This is a genomic window from Neomesorhizobium albiziae (assembly GCF_900114255.1).
Classification (GTDB): domain Bacteria; phylum Pseudomonadota; class Alphaproteobacteria; order Rhizobiales; family Rhizobiaceae; genus Neomesorhizobium; species Neomesorhizobium albiziae.
Genome location: NZ_FOSL01000006.1, coordinates 33,587 through 55,013 on the forward strand (window position 1 = coordinate 33,587; position 21,427 = coordinate 55,013).

Sequence of the window (21,427 nt, forward strand, 5' to 3'; positions counted from 1 at the left end):
CCGGACTGACCTCGCCATGGTCAGCCCTGCGCCTTCACCAGCTTGGCAATCACGTCGCGCACGCTCATGCCTTCGGCACGGGCGGCGAAGGTGAGCGCCATGCGGTGCTGCAGCACGGGTTCGGCGAGCGCGTGGACATCATCGACCGAAGGCGCCAGCCTGCCGTCGTAGAGGGCGCGGGCGCGGGTACACAACGTCAGCGCCTGGCTGGCGCGCGGCCCCGGGCCCCAGGCGACATGCCTGTCGGTATCGGCATTGCCGACGCCTGGACGCGCCGAACGCACAAGATCGAGGATCGCCTCGACGACGCTTTCGGGCACCGGCATGCGGCGGATCAGGTGTTGGATTTCCTTCAGCCGTTCCGGGTTGAGCACGTTGTGGGCCTTGGCGTCCTCGATGCCGGTGGTTTCGATCAGGATGCGGCGTTCGGCCTCGAGTTCCGGATAGAGGATATCGATCTGCATCAGGAAGCGGTCGAGCTGTGCCTCCGGCAGCGGATAGGTACCTTCCTGCTCCAGCGGGTTCTGGGTGGCCAGCACATGGAAAGGCGCGGGCAGGTCGTGGCGCGCGCCGGCGATGGTGACGTGATACTCCTGCATCGACTGCAAAAGCGCCGACTGGGTGCGCGGGCTGGCGCGGTTGATCTCGTCGGCCATCAGCAGTTGCGCAAAGATCGGACCCTGGATGAAGCGGAAGGAGCGCTTGCCGAGCTCGTCCTGCTCCATCACCTCGGAGCCCAGGATGTCGGAGGGCATCAGGTCGGGCGTGAACTGGATGCGGCTGGTATCGAGGCCGAGCACGATGCCCAGCGTTTCCACCAGCTTGGTCTTGGCGAGGCCGGGAACGCCGACCAGAAGCGCATGGCCGCCGGCCAGCAGCGCCACAAGCGTGCGCTCGACGACGCTTTCCTGGCCGAAAATCACCTTTCCGACGCCGTCGCGGACTCGCGAAATGTCGGCCAGCGCCCGTTCGGCTTCGGCGATCATTTCCTTTTCGCTGAGGGGCTTTTCCTTGATCGCTATGCTCATGCGGGCATTATCCTTCGATCTTGGGGCAGGCTGGCTTGCAAGCTTCATGCGCCGCGACTCGCGCGATGCGGCTCATAAGCCGAACTTAAATCACTCAACTAGGCTGACAAGCGGAACAACAGTGACTATTTCGTGACCATGGCTGACGATACGGACAATACCAAAGACAGCTTGACTGGCGTGGGCGACACCGCCGGGCTGGAAGCGCTGATCGCGCGGGCGGCCCGCGCCGGCAAGGGGCTGCCGCCGGTAGAGCGCTGGAATCCCGACTTTTGCGGCGATCTCGACATGGAGATCAAGCGCGATGGCACCTGGTTCTATCTGGGTACGCCGATCGGCCGCATGCCGCTGGTTCAGCTTTTCTCGACGGTGCTGCGCAAGGATGCCGACGGCAGGACCTATCTGGTGACGCCGGTGGAAAAGGTGGGCATCCGCGTCGTCGATGCGCCGTTCGTCGCCGTCGAGATGAACGTTTCGGGCAAGGCTGCCTCTCAGGTGATCACGTTCCGCACCAATGTCGGCGATGTGGTCGAGGTGGGGCCGGAGCATCCGATGCGCTTCGTGGATGAAGACGAGACTGGCGGCCTGAAGCCCTACGTGATGGTGCGCGGCCGGTTGGAGGCACTGGTGGCGCGCCCGGTCATGTACGAACTGATCGAGCATGGCGAGGAGATCGAGGTCGACGGCCGGCTGATGTTTGCCGTGCGCTCGAACGGCGAGGTCTATCCGATCATGCCGGCCGAGCAACTGAAGCGGTTGAGCGCCTGACATGGATGCCGTGACAGCAAAACCGTTTTCGGCCGAGGATTTCAAATTGCGCGCCGCCCGGCAAAGCGTCTTCGAGCCGGGCACAGACTATGGCGATCATCGGCTTAACCCGGATCTGCGCGACATGATCGTGCGGCCGAACCTCAGGGATGCGGCGGTGCTCATTCCGGTGGTGGACCATGGCGGCGATGCCAACGTCCTGCTCACCAAGCGCACCGAAAAGATGCGCAGCCATTCCGGCCAGATCGCCTTTCCGGGCGGCGCCATCGACCCGACCGACGCTTCGCCGGAGGACGCCGCAGTGCGCGAGACGCTCGAGGAGATAGGGTTGGGTGCAGCCGATATCGATGTCGTCGGGCGCATGCCGGATTATGTCACCGGCAGCGGCTACCGCATCGTCCCGGTGTTCGGCATCGTGCGTCCGGACTATTTGCTGACCATCAACCGCGACGAGGTCGACGACGCTTTCGAGGTTCCGCTGTCCTTCCTGATGGACCCGGCAAACCACCGCCGTGAAAGCCGCGTCTGGCAGGACAAGGAGCGCTTCTACTACACGATGCCATTCGGCGAACGCTACATCTGGGGCGTCACGGCCGGCATTATCCGCACCCTCTACGAGAGGCTCTACGCGTGACGACAGGCGTCTCTATTGCCTCGGCGCAATGGCTGAAAGACATTGTACTTCAACGGCTTCTCGCTGTTCTCTCGACTTCTGGCGAAGAATCAAGGATCGCCGGCGGCGCGGTGCGCAACACGCTGCTCGGCCAGCCGGTCAGCGATATCGACATCGCCACCACCAATTTGCCGCAGGAGACGGTGCGGCTTGCCGAAGCGGCTGGCTTCAAGGCTGTCGGGACCGGGGCTGAGCACGGCACCATCACCGTCATTGCCCATGGCAGACCCTATGAGGTGACGACGCTGCGGGCCGACATAGAGACCGATGGGCGCCGCGCCAAGGTGCTGTTCGGGCGCGACTGGAAACGCGACGCCGAGCGACGCGACTTCACCATCAACGGGCTGTACGCCAAGGCCGACGGCACGGTGGTCGATCTCGTCGGCGGCATTGCCGATCTCGAAAAGCGCATCCTGCGCTTCATCGGCGATCCCGAAGTGCGCATCCGCGAGGACTACCTGCGCATCCTGCGCTTCTTCCGGTTCTTCGCCTGGTACGGCGCCGGACGTCCGGACGCCGAAGGGCTGAAGGCTTGCGCCCGGCTGAAGGACGGGCTCGACCAGCTTTCGGCCGAACGAGTCTGGGCCGAGCTGAAGAAGCTCCTGTCGGCGCCCGATCCGTCGCGTGCGCTGCTGTGGATGCGACAGGCAGGCGTGCTGACGAAGGCGCTTCCCGAAAGCGAGAAGTGGGGCATCGACTCTATCCACGGGCTGGTGAAGGCGGAGCGGGATCTGGGTTGGGAAAGTGATCCGCTCGTCAGGCTGGAAGCCATCGTGCCGCCGGATGCGGCGCGCATGGCCGCACTCGCAGAAAGGCTGCGGCTCTCCAACGCCCAGGCCGAACGCCTGCGCCAATGGGCCTCGACTGAGCCGGTCGGCGCCAATGCCAGCGAGGCGGAACTGGCGAAGAAGCTCTATCGCGGAGATCGGCAGGGATTTGTCGACCGGCTGAAGCTGTCGCTTGCGTCAGCGCGGGCCAGGGCCGTCGAGGACACCCAGGCGCTGGTCGAGGCCGGCGGCTATTCGCGGCTGCTCGCCTATGCGGAAAGATGGCAGAAGCCGGAGTTTCCCTTAAGGGGGAACGATCTCGCTGAACTCGGCATGAAACCCGGCAAGCGGATCGGCGAGATGCTGAAAGAGCTTGAAGCGTTGTGGATCGAAACCGGCTTCACGCTTGGCCGCAGCGCATTGCTTGAACGCGCTGCGGAAATCCTGAAGGCCTGACCGCAAAACGCAATCAGGTGGAATCGAGCATTCCGCTCTATCTGTTTGTTTAGCCGCATTTGTGCGACGCCAGGTGATCCACCGGGCTGCAAAATGCTCTAGGCGGCGTCACGAACCTTTTCGATACGAGAGCGGATCGCCTCGATCATCGTCTCGCGGATGATCGTCTCGCCATGCGTCTCGCGCAGATGTTCGGCGACGCGGCGCATGATCTCGGCTTCTTCCTCATGGCGGGTGTGCCAGTCGCAGCCGGGGACGAGGGTCCCACAGTGAAATTCCTTCATCGGGCTTCTCCCTTCTTCGTTCTGGTCACTGGCTCACCATAACACGCTGAGGCGGAAACGGTTGCACAAATGTCGGAGGAGGGCTCCTGTATCAGCCTCGAAGATCAGAGCGGAACCAGATTCCTCAGACGACTTTGGCCGCCAAGGAAAGACTTTCGGCTGTCGCGTGAAGCCGCTTGTCGTGGGTCCACAGGCTTGTACCCGGTGTCAACTGGACCGCTGCCAGCAAATGAGCGTCGACATAACCGATACCCCTTCCAAAAAGGGATCGCTTTTCGATAAAATGCAGCACTTCCTCGTCGCTGGCGACACTTGCTTGTGGCAAATCCTGCAGAGTGCCCAGGATGATGGCTCGCTGAGCGAGATTTCCAAGCGCCAATTCGCCACTGACAAACGAGTGCATGACAACCTCGGTCCTTTCGAGCAGGGCGACGAGGCGCTCGTCACTGCTCCGTAGATGGTCGATCCAGACAGAGGTATCGGCAAGAATCATAAGGCTGTCCGGCGACGGGGTGGTGCGATCAATTCGGGTTCGCTGCCGCCAAGACGTGCCAGACGTCGGGCGCTTTCACGCTCGATCAAGGCCTTGAGCGCCTCGCGAACCAAAGCCGATTTTTCATCCATCCCCGTGAGGGCGTGGGCCTTGACCAACAGATCGTCATCGAGGGCAATGGTCGTACGCATTTCGGTCTCCATATACTGGCACGAATTTAGCATCATTTGATGGCGGTTTCCATGCCTTCCTCGCTCGCCGCGATTTCCGATTTCAGCCATTCGCGGAATTGCGACACTTTCTTGGCTTCGCGCCGTGTTGCCGAAGTGATGAGGAAATAGCCGAATTCGGAGCGTATGCGCTCGCGGAAGGGCGCGACCAGCAGTCCGGAGCGGATCGCATCCAGAGCAAGCGTCTGCCAGGCCAGCATCACGCCCTGTCCGGCAATCGCCGCTTCGAGGCAGAGGCCGGCATCGGTGAAGGTGTCGCCGGCCGCCAGCATGGTTTCCGAAAGCCCGAAAGGCCTGAGCCACTGGTCCCAGGAGAGATTGGAATTGGTGTCGCGCACGATCGGCAGCCTCGCCAGATCGGCTGGCGTCGAGAGCTGTGCCGCAAGTTCGGGCGCGCAGACGGGAAACACCTCCTGCGGCAGCAGGAACTCGACCCTGACCCTGGGCCAGTTTCCGGTTCCGATGCGAAGGGCGAGGTCGATATCGGAGCGGTCGGGGTCGGCAAGTTCCGTGGTCGCCTCCAGACGCACGCGGATGTCGGGATGCAGTTTCCGGAAGCGGCTCAGCCGAGGCACCAGCCATTTCGAGGCGAACAAGGGGGCGACCGAAATGGTCAAGGTGGTCTCAGTCTGTCCTGCCGCTGCTTCCACCGCCGTGTCGAGTTCGCGGAACCCCGCAAAAAGCCGTGCAAGCAGGAGCCGTCCGGACTGCGTCGGCTCGAAGCCGCGCGGCGTGCGCTCGAGGACAGTGGTTCCGAGCTGCCGCTCGGTCTTGATGATCTGCTGGCTGACGGCGCCAGGCGACACGCCAAGTTCATCGGCGGCGCGCTGCAATGAGCCGAGACGGCCCGCCGCTTCCAGCGCACGCAAGCCGTTGAGATGCACCCGGTTCAGGTTCTTCATATAGTTTTTCTATATCGCGGGGATGGCAATCTCCATTGAAATCCACCTGAGGAAACAAGAAATTTATGGTAGAAGAGAATCGAGAGGCCGAGCAATGTTCGAGAGAATCTCAATCATCGCCACGGAAATAGCCGGCACCATCGCCCGTGGCTTCCCCGCGGCAGCAGTCACCGAAGCCGCTTGCGAACGCTGGATGCGCGACCCGCTCTCGCATCCGACGCTCGATGCGATGAGCCCGCTGGAACTCGCCGACCTGCCGCCCGCAGCGCTCAGGTCATATAGCCGCGAGTAGTGTTTAAACCCATTTCACTTCAGGCGGCAGGCTGGAGAGGATCGAGTTGACGTTGCCGCCGGTCTTCAGACCGAAGATCGTGCCGCGGTCGTAAAGCAGGTTGAACTCGACATAGCGGCCGCGGCGGATCAGCTGTTCCTCGCGTTCGGCGTCCGTCCAGTTGAGGTTGAAGTTGTCTTCGACCAGGTGCCGGTAGACGACCAGGAACGAGCGGCCGACATCCTGGGTGAAGCGGAAGTCAGCAGCCCAGCCCCCGTCTTCCTGCGACGAATGCAGCCAGTCGTAGAAGATGCCGCCGATGCCGCGCGCCTCGTTGCGGTGCGGCAGGAAGAAATACTCGTCGCACCAGGCTTTCAGCCGGGCATAATCGGCCACCTTGGCATTCTTGTCGCACGCAAACTGCATCGCCTTGTGGAAAGCCTGCGCGTCGGGATCGTCCTGCTTACGCCGCCGCTCGAGCATCGGCGTCAGGTCGGCGCCGCCGCCGAACCACTGGCGCGACGTCACCACCATGCGGGTGTTCATGTGCACAGCCGGTACATGCGGGTTCCAGGGGTGCGCGATCAGCGAAATGCCCGACGCCCAGAAACGCGGATCTTCTTCCGCGCCCGGCATCTGCTTGCGGAACTCCGGCGAGAATTCGCCATAGACGGTGGAGGTGTGAACGCCGACCTTTTCGAAGACGCGACCATGCATCATCGACATGATGCCGCCGCCGCCCTCGCCGTCGTCGCGCTGCCAGGGGGTTTGCTCGAAGCGTCCGGGCGCCCAGGAGGACTGCGGGCCGGCCACAGCGTCCTCGATCTGCTCGAACGTGGTGCAGATCTTGTCGCGCAGTCCTTCGAACCAGGCTTTCGCCCTGGTTTTCTTCTCTTCGATGTCCGCAGGCAAACCCGCCGGGATTTCGGGGCGATCCATGCGCCGTCTCCGGTTCTTGTAATTGGCGGCGGCCGGCAGGCCGCGCACAAATGACTCGTCTTTTCCGGGCGCGATCCCTAATCTTTAAAATGCAAGGGTCAAGGAGTTCTTTGTTGCGCACCCCGGCAAGACCGCCGCTGACTGGTCTGAAGAAGCGGCTCGATGAGGCCCGCGCGGAGCGAGCGCGGCTGCCGCGCGACGGTTTTTTGCGCGAGACCTTCGTTTTGCCACGCAACGATGCGCGACAAAAAGCCCGTGAATGGTTCGACCGCTGGCCGAAGCAGGCCTACTGGACCGAGATCGAGAGCTGGTTCGAACGCCCTGGCGATGTCATCGAATTCACCATCCGGCGGCTCCCGACCGCGGATTGACCCGGCGTTTTTCCGCGAAATGAAGACGGTAGGCGATTTCACTTCTGCTGATGCCGATGTCACGCAGCAGGTGGTCGGGAGCGCGGTTCAAGCTGTCGCTGGCCCGCCACAGCGCACGCCGTTCGGCGCGCCGGCTGAGTTCGGTGGCAGCAAAGCCGATGATTCGTGAAAAGAAGCCTGCCACGAAATAACCGCCGGCAACCTGGGGCGGGGCTGCCGGCGGCTGCCGCCGAAAGGACGCGTCGAAGCGGGCGGCTGTGGAAGGGGCGTAGCGTATCCAGCTATTTTCCCACGAAACTTCCGTGGCGGGCATGGCGACCGGTATGCCACTGTCGATCGGAACCCGGCCAGCCACGCGCGGCGGCAGGAAGGCTTTTTGCGGGATTTCGCGTTTGGTCGGGTGGCGCGGCACGGGTTCTCCTCTTCGAGATTCGAACCGACAGCTATGAAATCCTGGATATTGCCGCCACCCGGAACACCCCACGATTTCGTGAAGTGCTCCGGGAAGGCGATCACAATCGCGGCCGGAGCCTGAATTCTGTCGGTCGCATCAATCTGCTTGCCTCAGCGGACAGGGTCGTGATGGCGACCGTGCTGCACGCTGTAGGTGATTTCGCAGCGGCTGACTCCGATGTCCTCGAGCATGCTGTCCGGGGCCGAGCCAAGCATGAAGGTCGCTTTCGACAGCGCCCGTCTTTCGGCGTACCGATGCAGCCGTTCGCGCAGGGCGCCGAGCCCGATCCAGAGGAACGCGAAGCGTTGCCGCTTCATTACTGGCTGTTTCGGGTACCAGTCCTCCGGTTCGAGTTCGTTCAGCCGCTTGCCCGGCAAACGCATGTCGAACGGGGCGGCGTAGACCGTACGGTCAGGCCGAGGCCGAGCGCGCAGGTTGATCGTGCGCGGTGCATTACGGACGCGATGACCGGGCATGCCCCAGGGCAGGGCCGATGCATGCGACGTGGCGAGTTTCGTGAACATACGTGACATGGGATTCACCCATCTTTGGGGCGGCGTTTCCAACGTACTGTCCTCCAACTAGCCGCAAAAGCCGTGCGGTTCTGTGAGATGTCTCACGCATTGCGCCGATTGCCGGTTTCAACGGCCATCCAAACAAAAATGTGAACTGGCCGGTGCCGGCACCCAATAGCCCCGATGGATGATTTGCCAGCCAGGGTGGTCGCCGGCCCAGCGAGCAACCTTTTGGCGGCTAGCCAGGGAAATCGGCGGACAGGCGGAAATGACAAGTTCGACCATTGTTCGATGTTGGGTCATGGCTCTGATCCTCGTCCGGCCATGACGCGAAGCCTGCAACAAAACGCCGTTTTCGTAACGAAAGCGGGCCGATCTTTAGGCGAAATTTCACGATGGCCGGAGACAGCGCGAAAGGCGTTGCAACCTTGGGAATGCTGGAACGCCGGGGTGCTTTGCGGTAGACTGGCGGGGAAATACCTCCGCGGCGACGGCGACGACTGCTTGCGAGGATTTTCCGATGAATAGTCCGGCGTTGGCGCCCTTTCGCCTGAATGGCCGCGAGATCGACCTGAGACGCGGATCGGTGTCGGATGGGGCGGGCGCGACGATCACGCTGCGTCCGCAGGCTGCCGATATCCTGAGGGTTCTTGCCGAGCGGCCGGGCACGCTGGTCACCAAGGAAGAGCTCATGCAGGCGGTATGGGCCAACATCGCCGTGACGGACGACAGCCTTGTCCAGTGCATTACCGAAATCCGCAAGGCACTGGGCGACGACAGCCATGCCGTCATACAGACCGTGCCGCGCCGCGGTTATGTGCTCGACAGGGGCGCGCAAAAAGCCGCGGTGCGGCCAGCCATCGCGGTGCTGCCGTTCCGCGCCTTGAATGTCGACGGGCAATGGGCGCGGTTTGCCGACGGCATGACCGAGGACATCATCACCGACCTCGCGCGGTTCCGCGACATTCCGGTGATCGCGCGCAGTTCGTCGGAGCTCTACCGCGACAAGGCCGAGGACGTGCGGGCGATCGGACACGCGCTCAACGTCAAATACGTGCTTGCGGGCAGCCTGCAGGTCGACGGTCACCGCCTGCGCGTGACGGCGCAACTGATCAATGCGGGAACCGGCGAGCACGTCTGGACCGAGCGCTACGATCGGCAGACCGCCCAACTCTTCGACGTCAAGGACGAGATTTCGGGCAAGATCGCCGCCACTCTCACCGGCTGGGAGGGACAACTCAGCGAGGCCGAACGGGTGCTGACCCGCCGCAAGAGCGGCATCGGTCTTGACGCCTACGATTACTGGCTGCTGGGCGTCGAGGCCAGGAACAGGATGTCGCCGGCGGGACTGAGGGAGGCCCGCACGCTTTTTGCCAAGGGACTGGCGCTCGCCCCCGATTTCGCGCCGCTCATCCGCGACATGGGCATCACCTACTCGATCGATATCCAGATCGGCGGGGCAGACCGCGCCGCCGCGCTGGAGCAGCAGGGAGCCTGCATGGTGCGGGCGCTGGCGCTCGACCCCAACGATGCGCTGACGTGCTTCTTCATGGGTTCCTACCTGACACTCAAGGGCGATGGCGAAGCGGGCGATCGCTACTACCAGCGTGCTCTGGAACTCGGGCCCAACAATGCCGACGTGCTGGTCCTGCTGGCATGGGCCTGGTCCTACAGCGCGACGCCCGAACGCGGAGCGGAGATGGCCGATCGCGCCATCCGGCTCAACCCGCACTATCCCTTCTGGTGGAACAGCGCGCTGACCCGCGCCTATTTTCATGTTCGCGCCTTTGAGAAGGCCTACACCTACGCCAGAAGCATGGGCGCGACGGCGCCCAACGAGGCGGCGATGCTGGCGATGACGGCGGCGCGGCTGGGACGGCGCGAGGAGGCGGCGCGGGCCGCCGAAAGCGTCGGGCGCATGGACCCGGACTGGACGGTGGAAGGCATGTACAGTTTCTACCTGCCGCCGCGTCCGGCGCAGCTGCTGGTCGAAAGCGCGGTTCTGGCCGGGCTTCCCGTCTGCATGACGGCGGCACAACTGGAAGGCAACAAGGGTGCTGCCCGTTTTCAGGAATGCGATGCAGTGCGGGCCAGGCAGGGCTGAACAGGGTCTTGACTTGCCGGTTCAATGATTTTTTAGCACCGCCCCGTTATCCTTTGCGGAGCATCGGGAGCGGCCGCCGGCGCGGGTGCTGCCGTTGAACGAAGCCGAGTTCGGCTTCCCCATCGCGAACCAGCTCGCGGGAGGCGTGGCGACTATCGACGGCAAGCCGCTTGAGATCTCGATACGCGACGCGGAGCGGGCTGTAACGAATGGGACGAATCGGGCGATAGCTCGCGGTATCCGGCCTTTTGCATCGGGAGTTTTGAGGTTCATCGTGAGACGTCGCGTCACCATCCAGGATCTCGGGCTGCTCCTGGCCGTCGTGCTGGTCGTCGCCTATCTCGTCTTCGAAGTTGAGATCTTCCTGCACCAGGACGAGATGACACCCGAGCAGGCGATATTCCTGCTCGACGAGGCGATGCTGGTCGGCGGCATTTTGGCCCTCGGCCTGCTTATCTTTGCCGCCCGCCGCTACAACGACCTGAAACGTGAAGTCGTCCGGCGCGCGAAAGCCGAGCGCGAGGCGCGTATACTGGCCTACCAGGATCCGCTGACTGGGCTTCCCAACCGGCGCCAGTTCGAAGAAGCACTGCGCATGGCGGCTGCTTCACCGCCGAAGTCGGGTGCGGTTCATGCCGTGCTTTTGCTCGACCTCAACGGCTTCAAGCAGGTCAACGACAACTATGGCCACGCCGCTGGTGACGCGGTACTCGTGGTCGCCGCCCAGCGCCTGATGCGCGCCGTGCGCGAGGGCGATCTCGTGGGACGTCTCGGCGGCGACGAGTTCATCGTACTGGCGCAGCATCTGATCGGCCCTGAAGCTGTGACCAACGTTGCCCTCAGGATCATCCAGGGCCTTGCCGAGCCGGTCGTCACCGCTGGAGGACAGCACGATATCGGGGCCGGCATCGGCATCGCGCTGCTACCCAACGACGCCCAGACGGCGGAAGACCTGATCCGCAAGGCGGATGTGGCGCTTTACCGCGCGAAAGCCGAGCGGCGCTCTGCCTTCCGTTTCTTCGAAGAGGAGATGGACGTTCTCGTACGTGAGCGCGGGCGCCTGGAGCGCGATCTGCGGACGGCGATGGAGCTGGACCAGATACAGCCGCGCTTTCGGCCGTCCTTTGACCTGCGGAGCGGGGCTGTTATCGGATTCGAGGCAATCCCAAACTGGATTTCAGCGGACGGCAAGGAAGTGCCGCTGGACCGTTTCCTGGCGGTCGCCGAAGAGACGGGCCTCATTCACGCGATGGCGCGGCGCGTCCTGGCGCAGGCTTGCGCCACTGCGGCTCTCTGGCCGACCGACGTGGCGCTGTCCATCGACATTTTTCCCGGACAGCTGAACGATCCCGAACTCGGCCGGTCAATCATGAAGGTGCTGGAAGAAACCGGGCTCGAGCCCGGTCGGCTGGAGATCGAGATCACCGAAAGCATGATCGTCCATGATTTCGAGGAAGCCAGATCCAAGCTCGGACCGTTGCGCGCGGCCGGGGTGAGGATTGCGCTCGACAATTTCGGAACCGGCTACTCCAACATCTATCACATGCGCGAATTCAAGTTCGACAAGGTGAAGATCGACCGCCGCTTCGTCGGCAACATGGAAGGGGAGGAGGCAACGAAGGTGATCCGGGCGCTTGCCGGCCTCGGGCACGGGCTTGGGCTCGCAGTGAGCGCGGAGGGCATTCCCGGGACGCTCAAGGACTCGTCCCTGATCCAATCCGGCGTGGATGAAGGCCAATCTTCTGGCGATATGGTGACCGGCGCCGAGACCCAGCGGTTCTTTGCTGCCACATAGCTCAGGCAGTTCTCCCACGACGAAGCCCAAAGATTATGAGTTGACTTAAAGCTAACTTTAACTTGTAGATGAGTGTCCTTCGCATCACTCCGAAGGAACGACAATGACCGAATTCCACCGGGTCGCCATCACAATCCGCCTTGGCGAGCGGACATTGCTGGCGCTTAAGCTGACATCCGGAACGACAACGAGGTCAGCCAAGCTGGCGCAGTGCTTCGCCGGCCACCATGGCCGCGGCCAGTGCGACGTTGAGGCTGCGGCCGCCGCCCTTCATCGGGATCATCAGCCGCGCGTCGGCGATCTCGTGCACATTGTCTGGCACGCCGGCCGACTCGCGACCGAGGAGCAGGATATCGCCGTCTCCGAAATCAAATTGCGTGTAAGGCAGGGCGGCCCTGGTGGACAAGAGCACGAGCCGGCGTCCTTCGGCGCTCCGCCACTCCTCGAAGCGCGCGAAGTCGACATGCCGGGCGAGCCGCGCCATTTCGAGATAGTCCATGCCGGCGCGGCGCAGATTGCGGTCGGAGATATCGAAGCCGGCCGGTTCGATAATGTCGACGCCGATTCCGAGACAGGCGGCCATGCGCAGGATGGTGCCGGTGTTGCCGGCGATGTCGGGCTGGTAGAGCGCGATGCGAATGCCTTCGGTCAATTGGGCGCCTCGTCTGACTGTGGCTATCCGGCAACAGTCTTGCCGTCGACCGAGAAAAATCGTTCCGCAGCGGTAGCCATTTCCGGCGAATGCGGCTATAGAGCCGCCATTGTCAACACGAACCGACGGAGGCAGGCATGGTACATATGTTTATCGCACTTTTCGCCTGCCGAACTGGCGGGCTTACGCCCTGACGGCGGTTTCGGTTCGACGCTTTTCCTGACATTTCAAAGCTTCATCGTCTCGATTCCCGCCGGAATTTTTTCCCGGTCTCCGAAGGAATCGTCCGATGTTTTCCAAACTGCCGCGCGGGCTGAAAGCCCCGCCTAACACTGCTTCCGATCCGCCGACCTCGCCGCCGCGCACGCCTGTGCGTTGCCAGGCTTCGGCTGCCTTTGCCCGTACCTTCCAAATTCCAGGAGGTGAACATGTTTGACTATTTCCGTATTCCCGGCAGGACCAGCATCCACGAGATGAAGCTGGCGGCCTGGGCTCTGTTCATCGGCGAAAGAAGCCGTGGTGGTTCGGCTGCCGACCGTGCCGCACGCTCGCATCGCGGCATGTTGCCAGATGTCGACCCGACGGCGCTGGTGCCCGATCCGAACTACCGGTCGCTGTTGCGGCGGCTGATCGACTTTGTGCGGTCGGCCGCCGGACCGGTGGAGGCGCTGGAAATCGCTCCTGCCGCTTCTCTGTCAGGAGCCCCCGCATCGCCTGTCGGCAAAAGCGCTTCGGTGACATACATTGGCACGGTGGAGTCGCGCCGCGCCGTGGAACGTTCGCCGACGCAAGAGAAGTCCGATCTCGATCATCCTCGCGCCGCCTGAAGCGGCGCGAGCCCCGCATAGTTTGAAAGACTGAAAAATGTTCCGCTGGTTCGAAAAACGTCTCGACCCATTTCCGGCTGAGGAGCCGGTCGAGCCGCCAAAGACGCTGGTAGCCTTCTGTTTACACTACACAAAAGGTTCCTGGCCCTACATTGTGGTGGCAGCGCTGTTCAATGCGGCGATCGCGCTGACCGAAGTCGGCATGTTCGGCTTCCTCGGCAACATCGTCGACTGGCTGAGCGCGCAGAATCGCGACACATTCCTGCAGACAGAGGGTTGGAAGCTCGCCGGCATGGCGTTCGTCGTGCTGGTGGCGCTGCCGACGGCTGTCTTCATCAGTTCGCTGATCCACCAGCAGACGCTGATGGGCAACTATCCCATGCGCATCCGCTGGCAGGTGCACCGCTACCTGCTCAAGCAGTCTATGACCTTCTACCAGGACGAGTTCGCGGGCCGCATCGCCACCAAGCTGATGCAGACCGCACTCGCCGTGCGCGAATGCGTGATGAAGCTGATCGACGTGCTAAATTACGTCGTCATCTACTTCCTCGGCGCGCTGCTGATCGTCGGTTCGGCCGACTGGCGGCTGGCGATGCCGCTCGTCGTCTGGCTTGCCATCTATATCCTGCTCCTGCGTTATTTCATCCCGCGCCTCGGCAAGGTGGCGGAAGAGCAGGCCGATGCGCGCTCGACCATGACCGGCCGCATCGTCGACAGCTATACCAACATCCAGACCGTGAAGCTGTTTTCGCATACGCGCCGCGAAGCATCGTTCGCCAGGGAGGGCATGGCGGGCTTCATGGACACGGTCTACCGGTCGATGCGGCTGGTCACCCAGCTCTATGGCTGCCTCTACGTGCTCAATTCGTCGCTGCTGGTGTCGGTCGGCGCGTTGTCGATCTGGCTGTGGCACGGCAATGCGGTGACCATCGGTGCGGTCGCCGTGGTGCTCGGCCTGGTGCTGCGCATGTGGGGCATGTCGCAGTGGATCATGTGGGAAATGTCGTCGCTGTTCGAGAACATCGGCACTGTGCAGGATGGCATTGGCTCGATCTCGCTGCCGAGGCTCGTCGAGGACAAGCCCGGCGCCAAGGACATCGTCGTCAACAGCGGTAACATCGAGTTCGAGGCCATCGGCTTCCACTATGGCAAGCAGAAGGGCGTCATCGAGGACCTTTCGCTGGTGGTTCGTCCGGGCGAGAAGGTCGGGCTGGTCGGGCGTTCCGGCGCCGGCAAGTCGACGCTGGTCAATCTTCTGCTGCGTTTCTACGATCTCGAACGCGGCCGCATCCTGATCGACGGACAGGACATCTCGAGGCTGACGCAGGACAGCCTGCGCGCGCAGATCGGCATGGTCACCCAGGATACATCGCTGTTGCACCGCTCAGTGCGCGACAACATCATCTACGGCCGTCCGGATGCCAGCGACGAGATGCTGCGGGAAGCGGCGCGGCGCGCCGAAGCGCTCGACTTCATCGCCGGGCTGTCCGATCCGAAGGGCCGCAAAGGCTTCGACGCGCATGTCGGCGAACGCGGCGTCAAGCTTTCCGGCGGCCAGCGACAGCGTATCGCGGTTGCACGCGTCATGCTGAAGGACGCGCCGATCCTCATTCTCGACGAGGCCACCTCGGCGCTCGATTCGGAAGTGGAAGCCGCGATCCAGGAAAACCTCTACCGGCTTATGGAGGGCAAGACGGTGATCGCGATCGCACACCGGCTTTCCACCATCGCCGCGATGGACCGGCTTGTCGTCATGGACAAGGGCCGGATCATCGAAGAGGGGTCGCACGACGTACTTGTTGCCAAGGGCGGGCTCTATGCCCAACTGTGGCAACGCCAGTCGGGCGGCTTCCTGCTGCATGACGATCCCGCAGACCTCATCGAACAGGCGGCGGAATGATATTGGTCCGGCGCGCGATATTACAAAACCGTAACGGGAATTCGCGCGCGGTTTCCCTATATTCGAACCGATACGCCGGGCGGGGGTTCCGCCCGGCAGGTGTGTGAAAAAGCGAGTCGGAACAAGGATGTTGCGCCTGAGGTTTGAAACGCCGATTCAGGTTCTTAAAGCATCGATTCAGGAAGCTGTCCGGTGAGCAACGAAGGATTCCGCGACCGCATCTGGCGCTCGGTCGAGGGCTCGATCGATCCGTTTCACGATACCGACCGCGAGGTTTTGCCCGAGGATGCCTGGCGCTTCATCCTCTATTTCGCCAATCAGGCGAAGGGGGCTTTCGTCCTTTTGCTTATCACCGGCGGGCTGGCCGGCGCCGTCGATGCGGCGATGTACTGGTCGGTTGGCTGGCTGATCGACCTGCTCGACAAATCTTCGCCGGCGACCTTGTTCGCCGACCACTGGCCCGCGCTGATCGGGCTTTTGTTCCTCATCCTGGTGGTCCGTGCCGTCATCATGATCGCCTCGGCCGTCGTCGAGCAGCAGGTGGTGGTGCCGGGGTTTTATTCGATGGTGCGCTGGCAGGCGTTCCGGCGTGTCATCCAGCAGCCATACGGTTTCTACCAGAACGATTTTGCAGGCCGCATCGCCACCAAAATCATGCAGGGCGGCGAGGCCGTCGGCGACTTCATCGTCAACGTGCTGCAGACCATGTGGTCGTTCCTGACCTTCGTGATCCTGGCGATCACCATCCTTGTCTCGCTCGACCCGCTGATGGGCGTGGTGGTGGCGCTGTGGTTCGCAGGCTATGCCGGCATCGTCTGGTTCCTGCTGCCGGAAATGCGGCGTGCAGGCCGCGAGACGGCCGACCAGCGCTCGATCTTCAACGGCCGCCTGGTCGATGCATTCACCAACATCGTCGCCGTGAAGCTGTTCGACAGCGGTCGGCGCGAGCATGCCTATATCCGCGACGGGCTCGAGGGCTTCCTCACCGCGGTGGTGCGGCTGACAAGGGCGGTGACCACGGTGCGCTCGTCGGTGGCGATCCTCAACGGCGTAATGATGAGCCTGATCGCCGTCATCGCCGTGGTCAACTGGACCAGCGGCAGCATCTCGACCGGCGCCATCGCGGCAGCCCTCGGGCTGGTGTTCCGGCTCAACCAGATGTCGGGCTGGATGATGTTCAACATCAACGGGCTGGTGCGCAACTACGCCACGGTGCAGGACGCGACGCGGACGATCTCGGTGACCCCGGCGATCCGCGACGCCGAAGGCGCCATCGCGCTGCCGCGCGCCAGCGGCGACATCCGCTTCGAGAGCGTCTCGTTCCATTATGGCAAGGAAGGCGGCGTCATCGACGACCTGAACCTGCATATCCGTCCGGGCGAACGCGTCGCGCTGGTCGGCCCGTCGGGCGCCGGCAAGACCACCATCGTCAACCTGATGCTGAGGCTGTTCGACGTCGAAGGAGGGCGAATCCTCATCGACGGCCGCGACATCCGCGACCTGACGCAGGCCTCGCTGCGCGCCCAGTTCGGTGTCGTCAGCCAGGAAGCGATGCTGATGCATCGCTCGATCCGCGACAATATCGGCTACGGCCGCGAGGGCGCGACCGAGGCCGAGATCGTCGACGCGGCAAAACGCGCCGCCGCGCACGACTTCATCGTCGATGTCGAAGACCCCCGCGGCCGCAGGGGGTACGAAGCGCAGGTCGGCGAGCGCGGCGTGAAGCTTTCGGGCGGCCAGCGGCAGCGCGTGGCGATCGCCCGCATGATGCTGAAGGACGCGCCGATCCTGATCCTCGACGAAGCCACCTCGGCACTCGATTCGGAGGTCGAGGCAGCGATCCAGGAAAATCTCTACCAATTGATGGAAGGAAAGACGGTCATCGCCATCGCGCACCGTCTCTCCACCATTGCAGCGCTTGACCGGTTGATCGTCATCGACCAGGGCCGCATCGTGGAAGAAGGCACGCATGAAGCGCTGATCGCGCGCAACGGGCTCTACGCGCAGCTCTGGAAACGCCAGTCGGGCGGCTTCCTCGCGAACTCACTCGCGGCGGAATAGCTACTCCAACCACTCGGTGACGAAATTGCCGCTCTCGTGGATGTCGATGGTTTCCAGCGGGCCGGGACCGAGATTGGTGAATTTGTGCGGCGTGTCGGGCGGAACGACCAGGATCTGGCCGGCCGTGGCGGCGATTTCCTTGTCGCCTACCGTGAAAAGCCCGGTGCCGGCGCGGATGATGAAGGTTTCGGGATAAGGGTGCTTGTGCAGGCGCGGGCCGCCGCCCGGCGCGTCCAGCAGGTTGAAGATCACGCAGATCCCGGCGCCATAGGCGCCGCCCTGCAGTTCGCCGTTCCAGCCGTCGGGCGCCGTTGCCCAGACGTCGCGGTTGATTACATGTGCCATTGCGCGGACTATATTTGCGGGAAAGCTCTGCTGTCGAGGTGTGACGGCATGGCTGCTGACATGCGGTGAGAATGCAGAGTTCGGGAACAAGGAATGTCGCTTCGGCCACCTGGCGGCGCCTCAGCCGCCTCCTTCGCGGAAATCAGCTTCGATGCGCTCGGCCATGAAATCCTGGCTGAGAAGGCGGCGGCCCTGGGGCGCGCCGGCGAACGCGCCGAAACCTGCCTGAAACGCCTTGGGGATCATCAGGACGGCGCCGGCGACCGGGCCGCATTGGTCCGGCAAGCGTCTGACGCGGTCTATGCCTGGTTCATTCAGCGGGAGCTCTGCGGCTTCCGCCGACACGACGACATTATCCGCGACTATGCCATTCCCCGTGAAGTGCTGGTGCGGCTGGGGGCGAAATAATCCTGAAGCGCTCGAACTTCCCGCCCAGGCCGGCAACTAGCCATGATCAGGCTCGATGAATTCGGCTTGCAGAGGGAAGCCGCCTGCCGCTCCCATCTGTCCGACAACGGCTGCAATGTCGATCCAAATCCAGCAGCGAGGGCGCATAGCGAATTTCCCCCGACAGCCTGATTTGTGGACGATCCGAAGCTCCCCGCGACAATCTGCCGTCATATGCTTTGCAGTCTGGACAAGGCCGGGCTTCACGCATAAACCAACGCCAAATGCCGGGGGAGTCCGCCGGCCCTTTTGCCGTGCGCGACCGGGTTGGCAGCATTGAACGGATGGCTCTTCCATCGGCGGTGAGAGGCGAAAGGATCAGGGTCCCGTGAGCGCTAACGATACGATCGATCAGAACCGCCGCGATTTCCTTTATATTGCCACCGGCATGGCCGGCGCCGTGGGCGCCGCCGCTGTCGCGTGGCCCTTCATCGACCAGATGCGTCCGGACGCCTCGACGCTCGCCGCGTCGTCGATCGAAGTGGACGTCGCGTCGGTCACTCCAGGCATGTCGCTGACCGTCAAATGGCGCGGCAAGCCGGTGTTCATCCGCAACCGCACGCCCGAAGAGATCAAGGCCGCGCAGGACGTTCCGCTGGCCGAGCTGAAGGACCCGGTGGCGCGCAATGCCAACCTCGCCAACGACGCCGAGGCGACCGACATCGACCGTTCGGCCGGCGAGGGCAAGGAAAACTGGCTGGTGATGGTTGGCGTCTGCACCCACCTCGGCTGCGTGCCGCTCGGCCAGCAGGGCGATTTCGGCGGCTGGTTCTGCCCATGCCACGGTTCGCACTACGATACGGCCGGACGCATCCGCAGGGGCCCGGCGCCCGAGAACCTGCCGGTTCCGGCATTCCAGTTCATTTCCGACACCAAGATCCGGATCGGTTGAGGCAGGCAGAGGGGACAATTCGATGAGCGGTGGACACTCGACCTATACACCCACGACCGGCTTTGGAAAGTGGTTCGACGCGCGCATGCCCTTGCCGCGCCTCATCCACGATTCCTTCGTTTCCTATCCGGTGCCGCGCAACCTGAACTATGCCTATACGTTCGGCGGCATTCTTTCGATCATGCTGGTCGCGCAGATCCTGACTGGCGTCGTGCTGGCCATGCACTATGCGGCCGACACGACGCTCGCCTTCGGCTCGGTCGAGAAGATCATGCGCGACGTGAATTCGGGCTGGCTTCTGCGCTACCTGCATTCGAACGGCGCCTCGATGTTCTTCATCGCCGTCTATATCCATATCTTCCGCGGTCTCTACTATGGCTCCTACAAGGCGCCACGCGAACTGCTCTGGATCCTCGGCTGCATCATCTACCTGCTGATGATGGCGACCGGTTTCATGGGCTACGTGCTGCCGTGGGGCCAGATGAGCGGCTGGGGCGCCACCGTCATCACCGGCTTCTTCACCGCCATACCGCTGGTCGGCACCTGGATCCAGGAGCTGCTGCTCGGCGGCTTCTCGGTCGACAATCCGACGCTGAACCGCTTCTTTGCGCTGCACTATCTGCTGCCATTCATGATCGCCGGCGTCGTCGTGCTGCACGTCTGGGCCTTGCATGTCGTTGGCCAAACCAACCCGACCGGCATCGAGGTGAAGTCGAAGACCGACACGGTGGCGTTCACGCCCTACGCGACCCTCAAGGACGCGTTCGCGATGATCCTGTTCCTCGCCTTCTTCGCCTATTTCGTCTTCTACATTCCGAACTATCTCGGCCACCCCGACAACTACACGCAGTTCGATTCGCTGAAGACACCGGCCCACATCGTTCCGGAATGGTACTTCCTGCCGTTCTACGCGATCCTGCGCGCCATCACCTTCAACATCGGGCCGATCGATTCCAAGCTCGGCGGCGTGCTGGCCATGTTTGGCGCCATCGCGGTGCTGTTCGTGGTGCCATGGCTGGACACGTCGAAGGTGAAGTCGGCGCGTTACCGTCCATCCTACCGCGTCTTCTACTGGCTGTTCGCGATCAACGCGATTTTCCTCGGCTGGCTCGGCTCGAAACCGGCGGAAGGCTGGTACATTCCGGCCATGCAGATTTCGACCCTCTACTACTTCGCCTTCTTCCTGGTGGTCATGCCCGTTCTTGGCCTGATCGAGACGCCGCGCAAAACGCCGAACTCGATCACCGAGGCAGTGCTCGAAAAGAACCGTGGCGGCTCCGGCCACCTGGCTGGCGCCACGGCAGTACCGGAAACCAAAGGCTGAGACAGAAGAGAATCTTGAAAGGAATTTTCGCATGAAAAAGATTCTCGCCTGCCTTGTAGCAGCCGGCCTGTTCGCCTTGGCTGGCGCCGGCATCGCCTTCGCGCAGGAAGAAGCGGCCCACGAGGCCGAGCCGACGCACTTCCCGATCCACAAGCCGAAGCAGGAAGACTGGTCATTTGCCGGGCCGTTCGGCAAATATGACAAGGGACAGTTGCAGCGCGGCCTGAAGGTCTACAAGGAAGTCTGCGCGGCCTGCCACTCGATGAACCTGGTGCCGTTCCGCACACTGGGCGAGCTCGGCTATTCCGATGCGCAGGTCAAGGCGTTTGCTGCCGAATACACCGTCCAGGACGGCCCCAACGCCGATGGCGAGATGTTCGAGCGTCCCGGCATCCCGTCGGACTACTTCCCTTCGCCGTTCCCCAATAAGGAAGCAGCCGCTGCCGCCAACGGCGGCGCCGTGCCGCCGGATTTCTCGCTGATCGCCAAGGCGCGCGGCGTCGAGCGTGGCTTCCCGACCTTCGTCTTCGACATCTTTACGCAGTATGCCGAAAACGGCCCGGACTATATCCATTCGCTGCTAACCGGCTATGACGAGCAGCCGCCGGCCGGCATGGAGATCGCCGAAGGCACGCATTACAACCCGTACTTCATCGCTGGAAAGTCGCTGGCGATGGCAAAGCCGCTGTCCGACGACCAGGTCACCTACGATGACGGTTCGCCGCAGACGGTCGACCAGTATGCCCGCGACGTCACGGCCTTCCTCATGTGGGCCGCCGAGCCGCATCTGGAGACGCGCAAGCAGACCGGCTTCGGCGTGATGGTGTTCCTGGTTCTGTTTGCCGGGCTCGTCTATCTCACCAAGCGCAAGGTCTGGGCCGACATCCCGCACTGAGCGGGCATGCGACGGAATTGAAGCGGGCGCCGAA

The 21,427-nt window shown here is 63.0% G+C and carries 24 protein-coding genes; 14 read left to right on the forward strand and 10 right to left on the reverse strand.

What is annotated here, in order from left to right; genetic code table 11:
• Positions 1-20 precede the first annotated feature (20 nt).
• Positions 21-1,028, reverse strand: coding sequence for an AAA family ATPase (locus F3H98_RS12010; RefSeq protein ID WP_149760400.1), 1,008 nt, complete (start codon positions 1,026-1,028; stop codon positions 21-23).
• Positions 1,029-1,166: 138 nt separating this feature from the next.
• Between F3H98_RS12010 and F3H98_RS12015 the strand changes: the two genes are divergently transcribed.
• Genes F3H98_RS12015 through F3H98_RS12025 form a run of 3 tightly spaced genes read left to right on the forward strand, consistent with a single transcriptional unit; the run spans position 1,167 to position 3,692 of the window.
• Positions 1,167-1,796, forward strand: coding sequence for a DUF1285 domain-containing protein (locus tag F3H98_RS12015; protein WP_149760401.1), 630 nt, complete (start codon positions 1,167-1,169; stop codon positions 1,794-1,796).
• A 1-nt stretch (position 1,797) separates the two neighbouring features.
• Positions 1,798-2,430 (forward strand): CoA pyrophosphatase, encoded by a 633-nt coding sequence (locus tag F3H98_RS12020; RefSeq protein WP_149760402.1) that lies wholly within the window; start codon positions 1,798-1,800, stop codon positions 2,428-2,430.
• A complete protein-coding gene (locus F3H98_RS12025) occupies positions 2,427-3,692 on the forward strand; it encodes a CCA tRNA nucleotidyltransferase (protein ID WP_149760403.1) in 1,266 nt (421 codons plus the stop codon). The genes F3H98_RS12020 and F3H98_RS12025 overlap by 4 nt, the downstream gene beginning before the upstream one ends.
• Before the next feature lie 98 nt (positions 3,693-3,790).
• Here the strand turns inward: F3H98_RS12025 and F3H98_RS12030 are convergent, their stop codons facing one another.
• From F3H98_RS12030 to F3H98_RS12045, 4 genes are all read right to left on the reverse strand, one after another.
• Positions 3,791-3,976 (reverse strand): DUF1059 domain-containing protein, encoded by a 186-nt coding sequence (locus F3H98_RS12030; protein ID WP_149760404.1) that lies wholly within the window; start codon positions 3,974-3,976, stop codon positions 3,791-3,793.
• Positions 3,977-4,100: 124 nt separating this feature from the next.
• Positions 4,101-4,469 (reverse strand): type II toxin-antitoxin system VapC family toxin, encoded by a 369-nt coding sequence (locus F3H98_RS12035; RefSeq protein ID WP_149760405.1) that lies wholly within the window; start codon positions 4,467-4,469, stop codon positions 4,101-4,103.
• On the reverse strand, positions 4,466-4,660 hold the full coding sequence (locus F3H98_RS12040) for a type II toxin-antitoxin system VapB family antitoxin (protein ID WP_149760406.1): 195 nt from the start codon (positions 4,658-4,660) through the stop codon (positions 4,466-4,468). Before F3H98_RS12040 ends, F3H98_RS12035 begins: the two co-directional genes overlap by 4 nt.
• Before the next feature lie 32 nt (positions 4,661-4,692).
• Positions 4,693-5,601, reverse strand: a complete 909-nt coding sequence (locus F3H98_RS12045) for a LysR substrate-binding domain-containing protein (protein ID WP_149760407.1) — start codon at positions 5,599-5,601, stop codon at positions 4,693-4,695.
• A 94-nt stretch (positions 5,602-5,695) separates the two neighbouring features.
• On the opposite strand from F3H98_RS12045, the gene F3H98_RS12050 reads away from it, so the two are divergent.
• Positions 5,696-5,893 (forward strand): hypothetical protein, encoded by a 198-nt coding sequence (locus F3H98_RS12050; RefSeq protein ID WP_149760408.1) that lies wholly within the window; start codon positions 5,696-5,698, stop codon positions 5,891-5,893.
• A 3-nt stretch (positions 5,894-5,896) separates the two neighbouring features.
• On the opposite strand, the gene hemF is transcribed toward F3H98_RS12050, so the two are convergent.
• On the reverse strand, positions 5,897-6,811 hold the full coding sequence (hemF, locus tag F3H98_RS12055; RefSeq protein WP_149760409.1) for an oxygen-dependent coproporphyrinogen oxidase: 915 nt from the start codon (positions 6,809-6,811) through the stop codon (positions 5,897-5,899).
• Between the two features lie 113 nt (positions 6,812-6,924).
• On the opposite strand from hemF, the gene F3H98_RS12060 reads away from it, so the two are divergent.
• Positions 6,925-7,182, forward strand: a complete 258-nt coding sequence (locus F3H98_RS12060; RefSeq protein ID WP_149760410.1) for a hypothetical protein — start codon at positions 6,925-6,927, stop codon at positions 7,180-7,182.
• On the opposite strand, the gene F3H98_RS12065 is transcribed toward F3H98_RS12060, so the two are convergent.
• Together F3H98_RS12065 and F3H98_RS12070 are read right to left on the reverse strand one after the other, a co-directional pair.
• On the reverse strand, positions 7,151-7,594 hold the full coding sequence (locus F3H98_RS12065; protein ID WP_149760411.1) for a DUF1127 domain-containing protein: 444 nt from the start codon (positions 7,592-7,594) through the stop codon (positions 7,151-7,153). The genes F3H98_RS12060 and F3H98_RS12065 overlap by 32 nt on opposite strands.
• 152 nt (positions 7,595-7,746) lie before the next feature.
• Positions 7,747-8,169 carry a hypothetical protein gene (locus F3H98_RS12070; protein ID WP_149760412.1) on the reverse strand — a complete coding sequence of 141 codons (423 nt, stop codon included), beginning with the start codon at positions 8,167-8,169 and terminating at the stop codon, positions 7,747-7,749.
• 502 nt (positions 8,170-8,671) lie between these two features.
• Between F3H98_RS12070 and F3H98_RS12075 the strand changes: the two genes are divergently transcribed.
• Positions 8,672-10,255 carry a winged helix-turn-helix domain-containing protein gene (locus F3H98_RS12075; protein WP_149760413.1) on the forward strand — a complete coding sequence of 528 codons (1,584 nt, stop codon included), beginning with the start codon at positions 8,672-8,674 and terminating at the stop codon, positions 10,253-10,255.
• 274 nt (positions 10,256-10,529) lie between these two features.
• Positions 10,530-12,050: a putative bifunctional diguanylate cyclase/phosphodiesterase gene (locus F3H98_RS12080; RefSeq protein ID WP_149760414.1), complete on the forward strand. Its 1,521-nt coding sequence runs from the start codon at positions 10,530-10,532 to the stop codon at positions 12,048-12,050.
• 193 nt (positions 12,051-12,243) lie between these two features.
• On the opposite strand, the gene F3H98_RS12085 is transcribed toward F3H98_RS12080, so the two are convergent.
• Positions 12,244-12,702: a tRNA (cytidine(34)-2'-O)-methyltransferase gene (locus F3H98_RS12085; RefSeq protein ID WP_149760415.1), complete on the reverse strand. Its 459-nt coding sequence runs from the start codon at positions 12,700-12,702 to the stop codon at positions 12,244-12,246.
• A gap of 428 nt (positions 12,703-13,130) precedes the next feature.
• Between F3H98_RS12085 and F3H98_RS12090 the strand changes: the two genes are divergently transcribed.
• The 3 genes from F3H98_RS12090 to F3H98_RS12100 all read left to right on the forward strand — a co-directional run bounded on the left by F3H98_RS12090 (position 13,131) and on the right by F3H98_RS12100 (position 17,490).
• Positions 13,131-13,529, forward strand: coding sequence for a hypothetical protein (locus F3H98_RS12090; protein ID WP_149760416.1), 399 nt, complete (start codon positions 13,131-13,133; stop codon positions 13,527-13,529).
• Between the two features lie 37 nt (positions 13,530-13,566).
• Positions 13,567-15,429, forward strand: a complete 1,863-nt coding sequence (locus tag F3H98_RS12095) for an ABC transporter ATP-binding protein (RefSeq protein ID WP_149760417.1) — start codon at positions 13,567-13,569, stop codon at positions 15,427-15,429.
• 192 nt (positions 15,430-15,621) lie between these two features.
• Positions 15,622-17,490 carry an ABC transporter ATP-binding protein gene (locus F3H98_RS12100; protein WP_149760418.1) on the forward strand — a complete coding sequence of 623 codons (1,869 nt, stop codon included), beginning with the start codon at positions 15,622-15,624 and terminating at the stop codon, positions 17,488-17,490.
• On the opposite strand, the gene F3H98_RS12105 is transcribed toward F3H98_RS12100, so the two are convergent.
• Complete coding sequence (locus tag F3H98_RS12105; protein WP_149760419.1) at positions 17,491-17,835, reverse strand: cupin domain-containing protein; 345 nt, start codon at positions 17,833-17,835, stop codon at positions 17,491-17,493.
• A gap of 93 nt (positions 17,836-17,928) precedes the next feature.
• Between F3H98_RS12105 and F3H98_RS12110 the strand changes: the two genes are divergently transcribed.
• The 4 genes from F3H98_RS12110 to F3H98_RS12125 all read left to right on the forward strand — a co-directional run bounded on the left by F3H98_RS12110 (position 17,929) and on the right by F3H98_RS12125 (position 21,393).
• Positions 17,929-18,243, forward strand: a complete 315-nt coding sequence (locus tag F3H98_RS12110) for a DUF6665 family protein (RefSeq protein ID WP_149760420.1) — start codon at positions 17,929-17,931, stop codon at positions 18,241-18,243.
• Between the two features lie 367 nt (positions 18,244-18,610).
• Positions 18,611-19,174 carry a ubiquinol-cytochrome c reductase iron-sulfur subunit gene (gene petA, locus F3H98_RS12115; RefSeq protein ID WP_149760421.1) on the forward strand — a complete coding sequence of 188 codons (564 nt, stop codon included), beginning with the start codon at positions 18,611-18,613 and terminating at the stop codon, positions 19,172-19,174.
• A 22-nt stretch (positions 19,175-19,196) separates the two neighbouring features.
• Positions 19,197-20,498: a cytochrome b gene (locus F3H98_RS12120; RefSeq protein ID WP_149760422.1), complete on the forward strand. Its 1,302-nt coding sequence runs from the start codon at positions 19,197-19,199 to the stop codon at positions 20,496-20,498.
• 31 nt (positions 20,499-20,529) lie between these two features.
• Positions 20,530-21,393 carry a cytochrome c1 gene (locus F3H98_RS12125; protein ID WP_149760423.1) on the forward strand — a complete coding sequence of 288 codons (864 nt, stop codon included), beginning with the start codon at positions 20,530-20,532 and terminating at the stop codon, positions 21,391-21,393.
• Positions 21,394-21,427 lie beyond the last annotated feature (34 nt).